The organism is Acidobacteriota bacterium, from assembly GCA_016715115.1.
In the GTDB taxonomy this organism is placed as follows: domain Bacteria; phylum Acidobacteriota; class Blastocatellia; order Pyrinomonadales; family Pyrinomonadaceae; genus JAFDVJ01.
Window position 1 is genome coordinate 337,813 of record JADKBM010000001.1, and the last position, 15,975, is coordinate 353,787.

At 55.6% G+C, this 15,975-nt stretch carries 16 protein-coding genes; 8 read left to right on the top strand and 8 right to left on the bottom strand.

Going from position 1 to position 15,975, the window contains the following annotated elements:
- Positions 1-51: 51 nt before the first annotated feature.
- The 3 genes from panB (at position 52) to IPN69_01455 (ending at position 2,469) form a co-directional block, all read left to right on the top strand.
- Positions 52-912, top strand: a complete 861-nt coding sequence (gene panB / locus IPN69_01445; GenBank protein ID MBK8809384.1) for a 3-methyl-2-oxobutanoate hydroxymethyltransferase — start codon at positions 52-54, stop codon at positions 910-912.
- A 140-nt stretch (positions 913-1,052) separates the two neighbouring features.
- Positions 1,053-1,907 (top strand): pantoate--beta-alanine ligase, encoded by an 855-nt coding sequence (locus IPN69_01450; protein MBK8809385.1) that lies wholly within the window; start codon positions 1,053-1,055, stop codon positions 1,905-1,907.
- 58 nt (positions 1,908-1,965) lie between these two features.
- Complete coding sequence (locus IPN69_01455) at positions 1,966-2,469, top strand: TlpA family protein disulfide reductase (protein MBK8809386.1); 504 nt, start codon at positions 1,966-1,968, stop codon at positions 2,467-2,469.
- Between the two features lie 304 nt (positions 2,470-2,773).
- On the opposite strand, the gene IPN69_01460 is transcribed toward IPN69_01455, so the two are convergent.
- Positions 2,774-2,944: a hypothetical protein gene (locus IPN69_01460; GenBank protein ID MBK8809387.1), complete on the bottom strand. Its 171-nt coding sequence runs from the start codon at positions 2,942-2,944 to the stop codon at positions 2,774-2,776.
- Between the two features lie 294 nt (positions 2,945-3,238).
- Positions 3,239-3,805: a septum formation protein Maf gene (gene maf, locus IPN69_01465; protein ID MBK8809388.1), complete on the bottom strand. Its 567-nt coding sequence runs from the start codon at positions 3,803-3,805 to the stop codon at positions 3,239-3,241.
- A 58-nt stretch (positions 3,806-3,863) separates the two neighbouring features.
- Between maf and IPN69_01470 the strand changes: the two genes are divergently transcribed.
- The 4 genes from IPN69_01470 (at position 3,864) to gatA (ending at position 6,570) form a co-directional block, all read left to right on the top strand.
- Positions 3,864-4,364, top strand: coding sequence for a DUF721 domain-containing protein (locus tag IPN69_01470; protein ID MBK8809389.1), 501 nt, complete (start codon positions 3,864-3,866; stop codon positions 4,362-4,364).
- Positions 4,351-4,635 (top strand): Asp-tRNA(Asn)/Glu-tRNA(Gln) amidotransferase subunit GatC, encoded by a 285-nt coding sequence (gatC, locus tag IPN69_01475; protein ID MBK8809390.1) that lies wholly within the window; start codon positions 4,351-4,353, stop codon positions 4,633-4,635. The genes IPN69_01470 and gatC overlap by 14 nt, the downstream gene beginning before the upstream one ends.
- A 90-nt stretch (positions 4,636-4,725) precedes the next feature.
- On the top strand, positions 4,726-5,172 hold the full coding sequence (locus IPN69_01480; GenBank protein ID MBK8809391.1) for a hypothetical protein: 447 nt from the start codon (positions 4,726-4,728) through the stop codon (positions 5,170-5,172).
- A 3-nt stretch (positions 5,173-5,175) separates the two neighbouring features.
- Positions 5,176-6,570, top strand: a complete 1,395-nt coding sequence (gatA, locus tag IPN69_01485; protein ID MBK8809392.1) for an Asp-tRNA(Asn)/Glu-tRNA(Gln) amidotransferase subunit GatA — start codon at positions 5,176-5,178, stop codon at positions 6,568-6,570.
- Between the two features lie 358 nt (positions 6,571-6,928).
- On the opposite strand, the gene IPN69_01490 is transcribed toward gatA, so the two are convergent.
- The 4 genes from IPN69_01490 to IPN69_01505 form a co-directional block, all read right to left on the bottom strand.
- Positions 6,929-7,492: a TlpA family protein disulfide reductase gene (locus IPN69_01490; protein ID MBK8809393.1), complete on the bottom strand. Its 564-nt coding sequence runs from the start codon at positions 7,490-7,492 to the stop codon at positions 6,929-6,931.
- A gap of 13 nt (positions 7,493-7,505) precedes the next feature.
- The gene (locus IPN69_01495) at positions 7,506-10,610 is read right to left on the bottom strand and encodes an FHA domain-containing protein (GenBank protein ID MBK8809394.1); all 3,105 of its coding nucleotides are present in this window, start codon (positions 10,608-10,610) and stop codon (positions 7,506-7,508) included.
- A 125-nt stretch (positions 10,611-10,735) separates the two neighbouring features.
- The gene (locus IPN69_01500; protein ID MBK8809395.1) at positions 10,736-10,888 is read right to left on the bottom strand and encodes a hypothetical protein; all 153 of its coding nucleotides are present in this window, start codon (positions 10,886-10,888) and stop codon (positions 10,736-10,738) included.
- Positions 10,857-12,164: a dipeptidase gene (locus IPN69_01505; GenBank protein ID MBK8809396.1), complete on the bottom strand. Its 1,308-nt coding sequence runs from the start codon at positions 12,162-12,164 to the stop codon at positions 10,857-10,859. The genes IPN69_01500 and IPN69_01505 overlap by 32 nt, the downstream gene beginning before the upstream one ends.
- 195 nt (positions 12,165-12,359) lie before the next feature.
- Here IPN69_01505 and IPN69_01510 point away from each other — a divergent pair, with 195 nt between their 5' ends.
- Entirely contained in the window at positions 12,360-12,797 is a 438-nt protein-coding gene (locus tag IPN69_01510) for a hypothetical protein (protein MBK8809397.1), read from the top strand.
- Between the two features lie 75 nt (positions 12,798-12,872).
- On the opposite strand, the gene IPN69_01515 is transcribed toward IPN69_01510, so the two are convergent.
- The gene (locus IPN69_01515; GenBank protein MBK8809398.1) at positions 12,873-14,870 is read right to left on the bottom strand and encodes a tetratricopeptide repeat protein; all 1,998 of its coding nucleotides are present in this window, start codon (positions 14,868-14,870) and stop codon (positions 12,873-12,875) included.
- A 59-nt stretch (positions 14,871-14,929) separates the two neighbouring features.
- The gene (locus IPN69_01520; GenBank protein ID MBK8809399.1) at positions 14,930-15,895 is read right to left on the bottom strand and encodes a hypothetical protein; all 966 of its coding nucleotides are present in this window, start codon (positions 15,893-15,895) and stop codon (positions 14,930-14,932) included.
- Positions 15,896-15,975 lie beyond the last annotated feature (80 nt).

Genomic DNA, 15,975 nt, shown 5'->3' on the forward strand with positions numbered 1-15,975 from the left:
TTCCCGAATCGATTCAAATCCGCAATCCCAAATCCCAATTCCCAAATCGAAATGGCTTATCTACAACCCGACCGACCCGAAAAAGTTTATCTGCCGGCCATTCGCGCGGCGAAGGAAAAGGGCGAAAAGCTCGTTTGTTTGACCGCCTACGACTATCCGACGGCGCGCATCGTCGATGAGGCGGGCGTCGATATGATCCTTGTCGGCGACAGCATCGGGAACGTCGTGCACGGATACGGAAACACGATCCCGGTCAGTCTCGACGAGATCACGACCGCCTGCATCGCCGTCAAGCGCGCGACCGAACGCGCGATGGTCATCGCCGATATGCCGTACGGAACCTATCACGTCAATCCTGACGAAACCGTCCGCAACGCGCTGCGTTTGATGAAGAACGGCGGCGCCGAAGCGGTCAAGCTCGAAGGCGGACGCAACCGAGTCGATCTCGTCAAACGCCTTGTCGATGAGGAAATCCCGGTTTGCGCGCACATCGGACTGACGCCGCAGTCAGTTTACAAACTCGGCGGCTACCGCGTTCAGGGACGCACCGCCGAACACGCGAAACGCTTGATCGACGATGCCAAAATGCTCGAAGACGCCGGCGCTTTCGCGATCGTTCTCGAGCTCGTCCCGCGCGAAGTCGCGGAGATCATCACCAAAGAACTAACGATCTCGACGATCGGCATCGGCGCCGGACTCGAATGCGACATTCAGGTTCTGGTCCTTCACGACCTCGTCGGGATGACGTTCGGCCGCCAGCCACGCTTCGTCCGCCAGTACGCAAACGTACGGCAGGTGATGACCGACGCCATACAGAGTTGGACGAACGACGTCAAAAACGGCCTTTATCCGAACGACAAGGAATCTTACGGCTTGACGGACGAGACAAAGAAAGAGCTTGAAAATATGTGATTTTTGGACCGACTTAGGGGATAATGCAATTGTCAGAGGGTTTGTGATCCCAACGAGCCGGGTTCAGTGGTGAATGGCATTGACTTGTGTTGATGCCGCACCAGGAAAGAATAATTGACTGTGCCTCAGTCAGTAGTTTAATGGAGATTATCAACCGCAGACAACGAATGGCCTCGCTCGCGCGCAAACTTCGGCGCGAAGGCAAGACCGTCGGGTTCGTCGCGACGATGGGCGCTCTTCACGAAGGTCATTTGACGCTCGTTCGCGAGGCGCGGCAAATGTCCGACATCGTCATCGTTTCGATCTTCGTGAATCCAACGCAGTTCAACGAACCGACGGACTTTGAAAAGTATCCGCGCGATATCACTACCGACGCGGCGATGCTTGCCGAATATCAGATCGATTACATTTTTGCTCCCGACACGGAAGAGATCTATCCGCCGAATTTCGCGACTTACGTTTATGTCGAGGGCCTGACGGAAACCCTCGAAGGATCGTCACGGCCCGGACATTTTCGTGGCGTTGCGACGATCGTCACGATACTGCTCAATACTATCCGTCCCGACTTTGCGTTTTTCGGCCAGAAGGACGCGCAGCAGGTCGCGGTCATTGCGCGGCTCGCGAAAGATCTCGGATTCGATACCGAGATCGTCGTTCTGCCAACGGTTCGCGAAGAATCCGGACTCGCGATGTCGTCGCGCAACGAACGCCTGACCGCCGAACAGCGCGAAAAGGCTTCGGTGATCTATCGGGCCCTTCGCGAAGCAAAGGGCGCCGCCCGAAACGGCGAACGAAATGCCGCGAATCTTCACGAAATCGTGCGCCGAACGATCGGGAACGAGCCCTTGGCGCAGATCGATTACGTCGCCTTGGTCGATAGCGAAACCCTGGAACCGATCGATCGGATCGCCGAAAGACCCGTTTTGATTGCAGTTGCGGCCCGATTTGGCGATGTTCGGCTGATCGATAACGTCGTCATCGACTCCTTGCAGTAATTTGGACTCAAACTTGCATCAAACATTGCGGGCTTCACATTTGAAACCCGTAAAGATTATGAAAAGCACAAGAATGATCCTGTCAGTTTTCGCATTGTCGGTTGTCTCGGCATTCGCCGTTTCGGCGCAGACGCTGACGTCCCTGAATGGCGAGAAGGTGGATTTGCAGGGACAAAACGGCAAAGTGGTCGTTCTCGCGATCGGCGCCAGTTGGCTGCCGCTTTCGAAGGATCAGGTGTTGATCACCGGCAAGCTGCAGAAAAAGTACGCGGCCAAAGAAGTTGTCATCTATTTTGTCGCGACCGATTCCCTCAACACGCGCTCGAAGAATTATGCGAGCGACGAACAGTTAAAGGCGTTCGCGCTGAAATGCAAATTGACGGCCGATATCCTGCGCGATTCCGACGGGCTGCTGACCTTGAAGAAATTCTCGATCGACCAGCTTCCTTCGTTCGTAATCCTCGACAAGACCGGAAAAATGTCCGGCGAAGCTTTTGGCGGCATCGATCCCGAAAGCGATCTTTCAATTCCGCTTTCGAAGGCGATCGACAAACTGCTGTGATCGCTTTCGAAAGCGATCCCGGGCGATATTGAAAGGAATCATCTCCGATTCGTCCGGTATCGCAGTGAATCTCCAATTCCGAAACTATTCCAATCAGAACGTTCTTGATTCAAGAATCGAGTTCTAACCCGAACTACGCAACAGTGGCAGATTCAAAGATCCCGCTCTTTGCGATCTTGGCGGACTTTGCGTGAAGTGCCGGCGTTGTAGTGCGCGGATGCTCGACTCGCGCGCACTCCGGCAAATCCGGGAACGGTTTCTCTCGAATTCAGATCGATCCCCAGATGCCTCGTTTTGAGATGTTTCAGATATTTTCGATTTGTGAATCCACAAATTCCAGATTCCAAGTTCCAAGAACCTGGAATCTGGAATCAGGAATCTGGAATCTGGAATATCCGGGAGTCTGTCGGAAAAGCCGTTTGAGAACTGAATCAACTTCTTCAAGCGTGCGGAGCACGCGAACTTGCGATAGCACCACGTGAAGCGGAGCGGAACGTGGTGGTCCGTCGCACCGACTTCCAAAGCGTGTGTAACACGCGTAACTCTAGCGGATGCAATAGGTCTGCGTGTTTCACACGCTCGCTTGAATTGGTGGCCGGTGACACCTGGGTTCCGCTCCGCTTCACGTGGTGCTGTCGTCCGTACGTGTGCTTCACTCGGGTCTGAATCACGAAAGTCACTTCGTGCGGCACGAACTGAAGTGGTCGCCCTTTCTTCACGAATCCGGCGGGCGACTATTGGTCATTGCGTAATATGGGTTAATCCGCGCTTACCCCAAAACCTCTGCCGCCAATCCATAAACCAAATTCACGGGCAGTCCGACAACGTTCCAGTAATCGCCGCGGATCTCCTCGATGAACAGCGCCGCCTGGGCCTGAACGGCGTAAGCGCCCGCCTTGTCGAGCGGTTCGCCAAACTCGACGAGAAACTCCACTTCACGTTCCGACATCGCCGCGAACTTCACCTCCGTACGCTGAAGTCCGACCGCCGAGCGCTCGCCGGAGACGAGTGCGACCCCTGTAAGAACGGCGTGCCAGTTGCCCGCGAGCATCCGTATCATCCGCCGCGCATCGTCGAGATCGATCGGTTTTCCGACGATCTGATCGTCGATCACAACCGTCGTGTCGGCGCCTAGAACGAGTCGGTCGGCGTACTTCGATGCGACCGCACCCGCCTTCTCGAGCGCCAGACGCATAACGTATTCGTTGGGCGATTCTCCCGGCCTTTCCGATTCGTCAATGTCGGCCGACTCCTTTTCAAAAAGCCAGCCGACGCTCTGCAGTATCTCGGCGCGACGCGGACTCCCCGACGCCAGTATGAGTTTTGGAAGTTTCATAAATTCGACTATGATTGTAGTTTGTTAATTTGAAAATGTTAAGAAACTCCGAGGGGTCGTGAACGAACTATTTCGTGCGCTTCCGGCGCTACTCAGGCAATTTGACGACAACGACGCGGTCCGCGAGGCCGTTGCGCTCGCCGCGTGGCGCAAGATCGCCGGCGAAAGCCTCCTGCGGCACGCGATTCCGGCCGGCTTGATCCAAAAACATCTGATCATTGCCGTCGCGGACGAAAATTGGAAAAAGCACCTCGAGCAGCTCGCCGGCCAAATGATCTTCCGTATCAACTCCGTGCTCGGTCAGGCGGTCGTGACGTTCATCGAGTTCAGGATCGACGAGAAGAGGTTTGAGATCGAACGCGCAAAGTCTGCGATCGGCGGACTTTCCGGCGCCGAACTGGCAGAGATCGCGCTGAACGAGGTCGACGCCAACATGCGCCGGTCGGCGGACTCGATCAAGGATGAGAATTTGCGGCAGCAGTTTTTGCTGGCCGCCGGCAGTTGTCTCGCCCGGAAGAAACGGATGCGGGCCGCCGACAAAGAGAATTATGGACGTTAGAAAGATCGCTACGCTCGCGCACCTCGAGATCACCGATGAAGAGGTTGCGCTGTACACTCCGCAAATGAACAGCATCGTCGCCTACGTTGAACAGCTCAACGAGCTCGATACCGACGCTGTCGAGCCGATGCTCGGTGGACTGACGAAAGAGGGCGAGGCAACTTTCGCGGAGCGAGTCGACAAACCCCACGACTCGCTTGGCCAGACGAATGCGCTGAAAGAAGCGCCGTCGGCTGTTGACGGCCATTTTCAGGTTCCGAAAGTTCTTTAGCAGGGTCCGGCGATTTGTCGGCGGTCGAATCTGAAATTCGAATCGGAAATCGAAACGCGTGAAACATTGGCCTGTGATTTGGACTCCGGAATGAAAATAGAGCTTCTAACGGTATTTCGCCCTTTATGGATTGCCATTTCCCTTTCGGCGATGTTCGTTTCCGCCTGCAGCGTGCCGACTCTCGAATCGCCCGAGTGTTCGGCTTCGCGCGGAACCGTAAAGGAGTTCTATTCGGTCCATTTCGGCAACGAGATGAAGATCACGGCGGAGAGTCTGAAGCCGAAAGAAAAGTTTTTGACGGCCGAACTGATCGAATCGGTTCGGGGCGCGTCGCCGGAGACCGACGTTTTCACGACCGGCACCACCGACATTCCGAAGGCCTTCCGCGTCGGCGGTTGCGAGTTGAGTGATTCGGTCAGCACGAAGGTCGAAATCATACTTTTCTGGCGGGACGACTCTCGGAGCGAAGAACGAAAGATCTACGCCGAGGTCGTGAAGCGAGGCGATAAGTGGTTGATAAATAGGATTTTGAACTAATTTATGTCAATTCGGGAAAACATTTCGAAGGTTCTGGGCGATGCCGAAAAACTCAACGGCGAGCTAAACGCCTTTCTTTCGGTCGAACGCGAAAGCGCGCTCAAACGCGCCGACGAGCTCGAGAGTTTGTCGGAAGAAGGTCCGCTTCACGGTTTTGCGATCGCGATCAAGGACAATATCTGCACCAAGGATATGCAGACGACCTGCGGCTCGCGGATCCTTCACAACTACAAGGCGCATTATGACGCGACGGCGGTCAAACGGCTCAAGGATGCCGGCGCGGTGATCGTCGGCAAGACGAATATGGACGAGTTCGCGATGGGGTCTTCGAACGAGTCTTCGGCTTTCGGGATCGCCCGCAATCCGTGGGACACGACGCGCGTCCCCGGCGGAAGTTCGGGCGGCAGCGCGGTCGCGGTCGCTTCGGGCGTCGTGCGCGCGAGTTTGGGTTCCGAGACCGGCGGTTCGGTCCGCCAACCGGCTTCGCTCTGCGGGATCGTCGGGCTTAAGCCGACCTACGGGCGAATCCCGCGTTTCGGATTGGTCGCGTTTGCGTCGTCGCTCGACAACATCGGAATTTTTGGCCGGACCTGCGAGGATGCGGCACGAGTTCTCGGCGTCATCGCCGGACGCGACCCGAACGACGCGACGAGCGCCGACGTTCCGGTTCCGGATTATACGGCGACGCTCGGTGACGACATTCGCGGTCGCCGGATCGGCGTTCCAAGGGCATTGTTCGGCGAAGGGCTCGAACCGGAGGTCCGCGACGCCGTCGAGCGTTCGATCGAGAATTTCAGGAGTCTCGGCGCGGAGATCGTCGACATCGAACTGCCACACGCAAAATACGGGATCGCGGTCTATTACATCATTGCGACGGCCGAGGCCTCTTCGAATCTGGCGCGTTTTGACGGCGTCCGGTATGGATTTCGCGCCGAGGGTTCACACGAACTTCGTGAAATGTACCGCAAGACGCGCGAGCAGGGATTCGGCGCCGAGGTCAAACGCCGGATAATGCTTGGAACTTATGTTCTTTCGAGCGGCTATTACGACGCGTATTATTCGAAGGCGCAAAAGGTCCGCGCGATGGTCAAGAGCGACTATATGAAGGCGTTCGTGAGTTGCGACGCGATCCTCACCCCGACTTCCCCGTCGGTGGCGTTCAAGATCGGCGAAAAGTCGGACGATCCGCTGGCGATGTACCTCAGCGACATTTATACCGTTTCGGCGAACCTTGCCGGCATACCGGGCATTTCAGTGCCCTGCGGATTGTCGTCCGAGAATCTGCCGATCGGCCTGCAATTGATCGGAAACCATTGGTCGGAAGGATTGTTGCTGAATCTCGGTCACGCCTACGAAACGGCGTTCCCCGTGGACGGAAAACCGGCCGTCTGCGTTTGAATCTGGACATATGCAGAACGCATTTGCAGAACGCATTTGCAGAAACGCGCACGAAGTAAGCGTGATGGTTCTTTTTTCACGCTTACTTCGTGCGCGTTTCTGCATTGAATCACGCTTACTTCGTGCGCGTTTCTGCATTGACGATCACGCTTACTTCGTGCGCGTTTCTGCATTTATTGAATCACGCTTACTTCGTGCGCGTTTCTGCATTTATTGAATCACGCTTACTTCGTGCGCGTTTCTGCATTTATTGAATCACGCTTACTTAGTGCGCGTTTCTGCATTTATTGAATCACGCTTACTTCGTGCGCGTTTCTGCATTTATTGAATCACGCTTACTTCGTGCGCGTTTCTGCAGTTATTCGTTGACGACCTTCGCGACCGTTTGCTTCATCTTGGCGATGACGTTGCCGCCTCCACCGCGGAAAACGCCGGTGAGCTGACCCTCGCGGTTGATGAGGATCGTTTGCGGAATGCCGCTCATCTGGTTCTTGCGCATCACTTCAAGCGTGAGATCTTCGTGGGCCCAGCCGATCGTGTAGTTGATCTTCATTTCGGCCATAAACTTTTCGATCTCTTCTTTGCTTTCGGGGTTGACGTCGAGTCCTATCACCTCAAGTCCTTTGTCCTTATACTTTTCCTGCAGTTCGACGAGATGCGGGATCTCCTCGCGGCAGGGGCCGCACCACGTCGCCCAGAGATTCAGCAGGACGGTCTTCCCTTTCTTGTCCTCGATCTTGAGCACCGAGCCGTCAAGGTGACGGTTTTCCGCCTTTGAAATCGCCGAACCGACCGGCGGATACTTCGATTTTGAAACATCGCCGGTATTCCCGTTCAAAGGGTCGGCGGAATTTGCAGCCGGACTTGTCGAACAGGCCGAAACGACGAACAAAACGAGAACCAATAAAACTACTGACTTCATAAAAACTGCTTCCCTATCCAATGTCCTGCATTCGCAAGACGATCAGCGTCGCAAAAAACAAAAAGAAGAACATCAACATCAGGACGACCTGATTCAACACTTCGTCCATCCAGGGATGAAGGAAGTTGACGTAGGTGCTTAGATTCTTGTCAACCTTCGTCGGGTTGTCGATCGTCGGCTCCTTATCGAGTTTCGGCATATCCGGCGGCGACTTTCCGACCGCCAGATTGTCCTTCATCTTGTCTTCGTAATCGTCGATCTTCTTTTCCTGCTTTTTCTTGTAATCCTTGATCTTTTCGCGCGAATCCTCGATCAGTTTGTCGTTCTGCGCCTCGACCCAATCGTAATAGCCCTTGCCGTTGGTCTTGCCTTTCGGGTCCGCGCCTTCGGGCTCGAGCGTGTCGAGCGTCGAAAAGCGCTTCATCGCGTCAAACGACCAGGTTGCCGGCATTATCAGTCCGGCGACCTTGTTCATCCCGCTCGGCACACCGACCAGTCCCGAAAAGAGGATCTGCGGGATGAGAATCAAAGGGACGAGCGACGTCGCCATTTCACCCGTGCTGACAAGCGCCGAGATAAGAAGCCCGAGCGCGATCCCGACGCTCGCCGTGATCAGCATTACCCAAAGCTGCGGGATTCCCAAAAGCTCTCCGGGCATCGGCATCAGATCGACGAGATCGAGCAATTTCAACGGCACGAACAGCATCATACACTGCAGCCCGACGATGATCCCGAGGACGAAGATCTTCGACCCCACATACGGCAGAAGCCCCAGATTGACCATTCGCTCGCGATTGTAAACGGCGCGTTCGCGAATGATCTCGCGCGCCGAAACCGAGGTCCCGAACCAGACCGCGACGAGCGACATCACGAAGTACGCAAAATCGCGAGGCTGGTTTTCGCCCATCACGAAATACGTCAAAACGGCGATGATCGGCGCCTGCGCGAAAAGAATGAAAAGATTGAGCTTGTCGCGGAACAGGACTTCCCAGTAACGGCGCGAAAGCGTCAGGAACTGCCGGATCCCGCCGAAGACTCCCAAACGCCGCTTTTTCTGAACGCCCTGCGACTGCAGCGTTCCAAGCTGCTTGAGCGGCTCGAAAACGTTCTTCTGGAATTGCGGCGTCTTCAAGAACTTCTGCTTCCATTCTTCGGCGACCTGTTCGTCGGCCTGTTGCGTACTTCCGCCGCTCGCCACGATCTGTGCGATCGGTTCCTCAAGCTTGTCGTAGAGTTCCTTGAAACTCGACGCGCCGAGATGCTTGAGCGCTTCGTCCGGCTTTCCGTAAAACGCCAGTTTCCCGCGCATCAGGAGCACGATCTTGTCGAACAATTTGACGTTCTCCATCGCGTGCGTCGTCAGGATCACGGTCCGCCCAGACTCGGCGATCTGTCGGAAAAGCTTCATGATCTTTTCCTCGGTGGCCGGATCGAGACCCGACGTCGGCTCGTCGAGAAAGATGACCGACGGTTTCGTGATCAGTTCGACGGCGATCGAAACACGTTTGCGCTGGCCGCCCGAAAGTTGGTTGATCGGGACATTGCGGCGCTCGCTGAGACCGGTCACGTCCATCACCTCGTCGATGATCTGGTCGATCTCTGATCGCGAAACGTCGCCCGAAAGCCGCAGTTTCGCAACGTAATAAAGCGTTCGGTAGACCGTCAGCTCACGGTGGATGATGTCGTCCTGCGGAACGTAACCGATCGACTGCTTGAGCGAATCGAGATGCTCGTAAAGGTCGAGATTGTTGATCAGGACACTGCCGCCCGAAGCCGGCCGCATTCCGTTGAGCGCGTCCATAAACGTCGATTTTCCGGCGCCCGACGGCCCGAGAAGTCCGACGAATTCATTCGGCAGGATCGACAACGAAACATTGTCAAGAAGCCGGATCATCCCGCCGCCCGAACGATTCTTGACGTCTTTGGTGATATTCACCGAGTCGATCCGCGTTTTCGAACGTGTGTCGAAAACACCGATATTGTTCGCCTGATCGACCTGGATCAGAAACGAACCGATCTGGACGTTGTCATTCGGAAAGACGCCCTGCCGCGAGATCCGTGTGCCGTTGACGTAAACGCCGTTCGTCGAATTGAGGTCCTCGATGACGATTCCCGAGCCGGTCTGCAACAATCTTGCGTGGTGATTCGAGATCTGCAGCCCGTCGAGCCGGATGTCGCAATTTTCTGCACGGCCGATCGACAGTTCCTGTTTCGCCGCGAAGTTGAGCGTCATCAGAAGCGTCGGCTGGCTCGCTTCGGCGAGCGAGACCTTTTGCGACAGATCGCCAACCTTCGCGACGATCGTTTTCGATCCGACGGATTCGACGAAATTCGATAGATCGCCGGCCTGGGCGGACGCGACCGCGCGTTGTCCGGCAAGACTCGCGCCTTTCGGAGCCTGGCGCGTCGGCGAATTGAAACGCACGATCGGCCCGCCCAATCCAAGCGTGATCTCGTCGTTGTGATATATGGGGGTTTGCGCCGAAATCCGGACGTCATTGACGAGTGTGCCGTTGAAACTGTTATTGTCGTTCAGCAGATAGATGCCGTTGTTTTCGATGATCTGCGCGTGTTTGCGCGAAACCATCACGGCGTCGGGTTCGAAGACGATGTCGCACGACGGATCGCGGCCGAGCCAGATCTGCGGTTTCGTTATCGGATACGGAGCCGAATGAACCGTTGATTTTACGAAGTCCAATTGCGCCCGCCCGGTTGTCGTTACCGGCGGCGGCGTCTGGCTTGCGGCCTGAACGGGCACGGGAACCGGCGTCGGCTGAATCTGACTCGGCGTTGCGCTCATCGGCCCGGCGGAGACCTCGAACCAAACGACCCGCAGCGTCGGACCTTGCGTACCGAATTGAAGTTTGTCGCCGATCGCGACCGGGTGCGGTTGCGACACACGCTGGCCGTTGGCGTAGGTTCCGTACGACGAATTCAGGTCGCACAGATACCATTGGCCGCCTTCCCAACGAATTTCGGCGTGCTTGCGGGATACCATCGGGAACCGTGCGCTGTCGTACACAATCTGGCAATCAACCTGATCGCGGCCGACGCGAACCACGCTTTGGCTATATGATTTTTCGGACGAACCACCGTCGTCAGCAAGAACTATTTTCATTGATGTTTTCGAACGATCTGGAGTACGAACAATTCTAGCCTAATTGCGCTGAATGCAAAAACGCGGTGACCGTTAGCTTGTTCTTCGCCTGTGCTTGCCCGCCCGCTCACGCTCACCTTAAGGACTCAGTCCCTTTTGCCCTTTTCCTTTTTCCTTTTTCCCTTTTCCCTGTTGCCCTTTTCCTTTTCCCTTTTGCCCTTTTTCCCTTTTCCTTTTGCCCTTTTACCTTTTCCCTTTTGCCCTTCTCTACCCTTTCCCACGTTGAAGCCGTTTGGCAACCTTCTGGACATCGTCCAGGACGCGGAGCAGATTGCCGCTCCAGAGTTGTCCGATCTGTTTTTTCGTGTAGCCGCGGCGGACGAGTTCGATCGTCACGTTGAGCGCTTCGGAAGCATCGTCGAACCCCTCGACACCACCGCCGCCGTCGAAGTCCGAGCTGATCCCGACGTGGTCGATCCCGATCTTTTTGACCAGGTAATCGATATGGTCCACAAAATCCTTGATGTTGACATCGGGGGCTTTGTCCTTCAGACGCGCGTTGATGATCGGCCGCGCCTTGACGCGAAAGGCCGCCATCTTCTCCATATACGCGCTGCGGTCGGCTTCAGGCAGTTTCATCACATCGGCGCGTTCCATCATTTTGATTCCTTCGGCGACGGCAAGTTCGCGCATAATCTCGTTCGTCAGTTTCGAACGCAGTTCGCTTTTCTCTTTGTGAACGTAACTGCGAAAAGCGACGGCCTGCACGACACCGCCGTTTTTGCGGATCGCTTCGAGCTGTTCGTCGTCGAGATTCCGGCTGTGGTCGCACAACGCGCGGGCACCGGAGTGGGAAGCGATGACCGGAGCTTTCGACAGCGCGATCGACTGCAGATTCGCCTGCTTCGAGGGATGTGAAAGATCGATCATAATTCCCCATTTGTTCATCTCGCCGATCGCCTTTTTGCCGAGCTCGCTGAGCCCGTTATGAAGCCACTTTCCGTCGCGCTCTCCGGTGTTCGAATCCGCCAACTGGCTGTGGCCGTTGTGCGCGAGTGACATATAACGCGCGCCGCGTTCGGCGAACTTGCGGATCAGCGAAAGATCGTTGCCGATCGGATAGCCGTTCTCGATCCCGATCATCGCCACCAGCTTTCCGGACTTGACGATCCGGCGGACGTCCTTCGATGTTCGCGCAAGTTCGATCTTGCCAGGCGCGATCTTCTGCGTCAGACGGTCGATGGCGTCGAATTTGTCGATCGCGTTCTCGTAGGCCTTTTTGTAGGCTGCGTCGTTGAGTTCGCCCTGTCCGGTATAAACGATCATCCACGACACGTCGAGGCCGCCGGCGATCATTTTGGGCAAATTGACCTGCGTCGGCAGATCCTGCGTGTAATTCCTGGTATCCGTAAAGTTGCGCGTATCGATATCGTTATGTGTGTCGAGCGTGATGATAGCCGCGTGGATCTTCTTGGCTTTCGCGACGATCTCGGCCTCGGACATCGTCTTTTGCGATACTCCGGAAACGGGCAAAAGGACGGCAATCAGTACGAGCAGCGACAGTATTCTTTTCATAGTCCGACTAGGTTATTGCAGAACCGTTTCCGAGGCAAATCTTCGCGCGACTTCCTGGGAACTTCACCTTTTGCACTCCGATGACCCGTTTCCCACGCGGAATCCGTTTCTCAAAGCGGAGGAACAGTTTTGAGGAACCGGTTATCATCGGATTTCTGGACGCGATCCGAAACAAGTGCGAAACTGGAAAGCAATATGAAGACAATTTTGATTTTTGCATTAATGATGACCGGACTGGTCTTTATCTCGCCGCGCGCCGCGTTAGCCTGCAGTTGCCAGTTGAGCCCCAAGCCGCTCAAAACGCAGGTCAAGCAAGCCTTTGGCGCGAGTGCAGCGATCTTTTCCGGTGAAGTGCTCGACATCAGTCGCGATCCGAATAGCGAGGGCCGGTTGCTCGTCAAGATCAAAGTCACCGAGAACTGGAAAGGCAAGACCGCGGCCGAAGTGCTGATCTCGACGGAGGAACAGTCTTCGATGTGCGGATACACATTCGAAGTCGGCAATACCTATTTGATTTACGCATACGGCTCGAACGCCGCCGGCCTCAGCACGACAAACTGCTCGCGAACCGCCCGACGCGCCGATAACCAAGACATCGCGTTCCTCAAAAAACTCAAGCCCAAGAAAGGTTGAAAACAATCCGGAACCGCGCACGGAGTATGGAGGCACGGCCGCAGAGCGGTCGGCGCGCCCCGATCGCAGTGAACTTTAATTTTGTCCCAGCACCCGCCGCAGATTGTTCTGCGCGGGAGTGAAATTCGGGTTGATCTGTAGCGCTTTCTGAAATTGCGCGGCCGCTTCCTGTTTCCGGTTCTGCTCGGCATAGATCAGGCCGAGCGTGTTGTATGCTTCGGGCACGTTCGGATTCTTTCTGATCAATTCCTCAAGAATTCCGATTCCTTCCGCCGACCGGCCCGTCATATGAAGCGACAGCGCCAGATTGCGTTGCAAATCGGCATTGTTCGGCGCGAGCTCGGCAGCTTTCCTGAAAAACTCCGCCGAATGCGTGTAGCTCTTTTGCTTGATCGCAGCCACCGCGAGGCTCGTGTAAGCATCGAGTAGTCGGTTCGCGTCGAAAAACTGGCCGTTGTCAATCTCGACCGCTGTTTTGAGATTCGCCGCGGCGGCGTCGAAATTGCTTTGATTCGTTTCGACAACCGCCAGGTTTGCGTAGGCAAGCACGAACTTCGGGTTCAGTTCGACCGCCTTTTGAAAATTCAGCTTCGCCTCCGCAAGTTTGTTCTGCTTGATCTGAACCGTCCCAAGGGTGTTGTAGGCGTCGGGCAGTTCGGGTTTCTCGCCGATCGCCGAAGAGCATTGCGCGGCAGCCTCGTCAAAGCGATTCTTTTTCTCGAGATAATTGCAGAAGTTGTTCTTGACGAGATAATTGTTCCCGGTAACCGAAAGGGTCCGCGTGTAAAGCGTTTCGCTCGTTTTCCAGAACGCCGCCTGACGGAACGACAGCGCCGTCGCGGCAAGCAGACAAATGCCGCAGATGACGGCGACAACGGTCCTGTTTAACCGAAGTCGCTCGAAGATCTCCGCGGCCATCCACACAACCAGGATCGACAGACCAACGTACGAGACGTATGTATACCGGTCGGCGAGCGCCTGTCGCCCGACCTGCAGGATGCCGATGACCGGAACGAGCGTCCCAAGAAACCAAAACCAACCGACGAACAGATACTTTCTTTCCCTGAGCTGCCACAGGCAAAGCACCGTAACACCGACGAGCAGCACGATCGACGCCGCGATCTGCGCGGCGCCGAAATCACTCTCGAACGGATACCAAACGCCCAGATTCGCGGGATAAAAGAACATCGCGACATACTTCGCGTAAGAGACGACGCCGTTCAAAACACGGTCGCCCAGCGGAAACGTCTCGATCGATTGAATCGCGCCGCCCGCTTTCTGGGCAAAGACGGTAATGATCGATGAAACCAGGCTGAGGGCGAAAAAAGGTATCTTCTCTTTGACGAGCGGCAACAAACTGTCCGGCGTCCATTTGTCGAACCGCTCAAGCGCCCAGTAATCGAGAAGGATGAGCGTGAACGGCAGCGTCACGAGCATCGGTTTTGACGCCAGGCCGAGCGCGAAACATAAAACGGCGGCCCACAGAAGACCCGACCGTTTCTCATCCGAGGCCGACCGTGCGTATTTCAGATAGAACCAGGTCGTCAAAAGCCAGAACAGGGTTGAAAGAACGTCTTTGCGCTCGGCGATCCACGCGACCGATTCGACGTGCGCCGGATGGACCGCGAAGATCGCGGCGACGACCGCGCTTTTCCAAAAAGCCTTGGTCAGTTTGTTGACGACGACGAAGAGCAGGATCGAATTGACAATGTGAAAAATGACGTTTACGGCGTGATGCCCGGCCGGCTCGACACCGAAAAGACTCGTATCGATCTGGTGCGAGATCCAAGTCAGCGGATGCCAGTTGGCGACGTGAAACGCCGTCAGCGCCCATTTTAGATTTGTAAGACTGAACCCGCCCGAGACGAACGGATTTTCGTAAATATAGACATCATCGTCGAGATTGATGAAATCGAAACCGACGGTTTGAGCGTAAATCACCACGCAAACGACGGTGAGACCGGCCCAAACATAGTAGTTTGCGGTCAAAACAGGACCGCGGGCGTGCTCACGTTCCGAGTCCTTTTCCGCGGCCTCCGGAGCGCTCGTCTTCGTGATCTTTCTTTTTGCCATTGCGCGATGTCGCAGTTTGAAATGAACCGCCCGAATACGGCCGGAAAACAAAAACTCCTCTATTCGGATTCCGGATCGACCTTCGGCGGTCGCCCGTCGGAATAAACGAAACTGTAAAACCCGACCTGATCTCCGTAAATGACTAACGCGTCAAGCTTTTCGTTCCGCTCAAGTTCGGCAAGTTTTCCGATGATGAAATTCTGTTCCTCAGCCGTCAGATGCTTGCGTTCGATAAAGAAAACACAGCCGGAAAGCCTTGGCGGAAGGGAGTCCTTCCCCATTACCTTGAACGACGTCGCGCTGACCTTGTTCAGATCGATCTGGTAGTCCATCGAATAGGTCGCCGCTCCCAGCAAAAGCGGTCTGGCGAACTGTTTCTGATATGCCGCCGCGACTTCCTCGACGGTCTTCTTTGTTTCCGGGTTGACGAGCCTGAGCAGTCTGGTCCTGACGGCTTTCCGGTCCTGCGATTTGGTCAGGTCGTATTTGGTTCCGCCAAAATCGCTGGCGAGCTTTTCGAGCGTTCGGTACTTCGGAGAGTCGGAAGCCAGCGCAACGGATCCGCCTTCGAAGGTGAACGATGTAAACGGATCCTCGCTCGCGCCGATGTCGGCGAACACATAATCTTTGGTCGCTTCCGCAAGTTCCGCAAGTTCGCCGTTTTGGAGTTTTTCGGCGAGGTCCGAAAAATCCATCGGCAGGCGATAACCTCCGGCGACCATCTCGGCGAGTTTCGCCTTTGGCTTGATCACTCCGTTGGAGGCGAGTTCCGGAGCGACCTCGAGTCCTTTCGGGTTCATACCGACCGGTGCGTTCCGGGGTTCCAATGCTTTTGCCTTTTGCGATTTCGAAAACTCGGGGTCGGCGTTTTTCTCAACAGTTGTTTTCAACGGATTCGCGTTCCCGTTTACGTTAACGGCGCGGTTCGAATCGTCGGATCGGTTGCTCTCGACGGCCGCAGGACCGCAGCCGATCGAAGTCATAACCGAAAGCGCCGCCGGCAATAGTGTATTAGCGATTCTCATATCGAAGATCTCCGTTGGCCGGCGCCGTCGACGGCCGTGCAGAAAAGCAATTGAACGGGAAAGCGTTTTCGAACGATGTT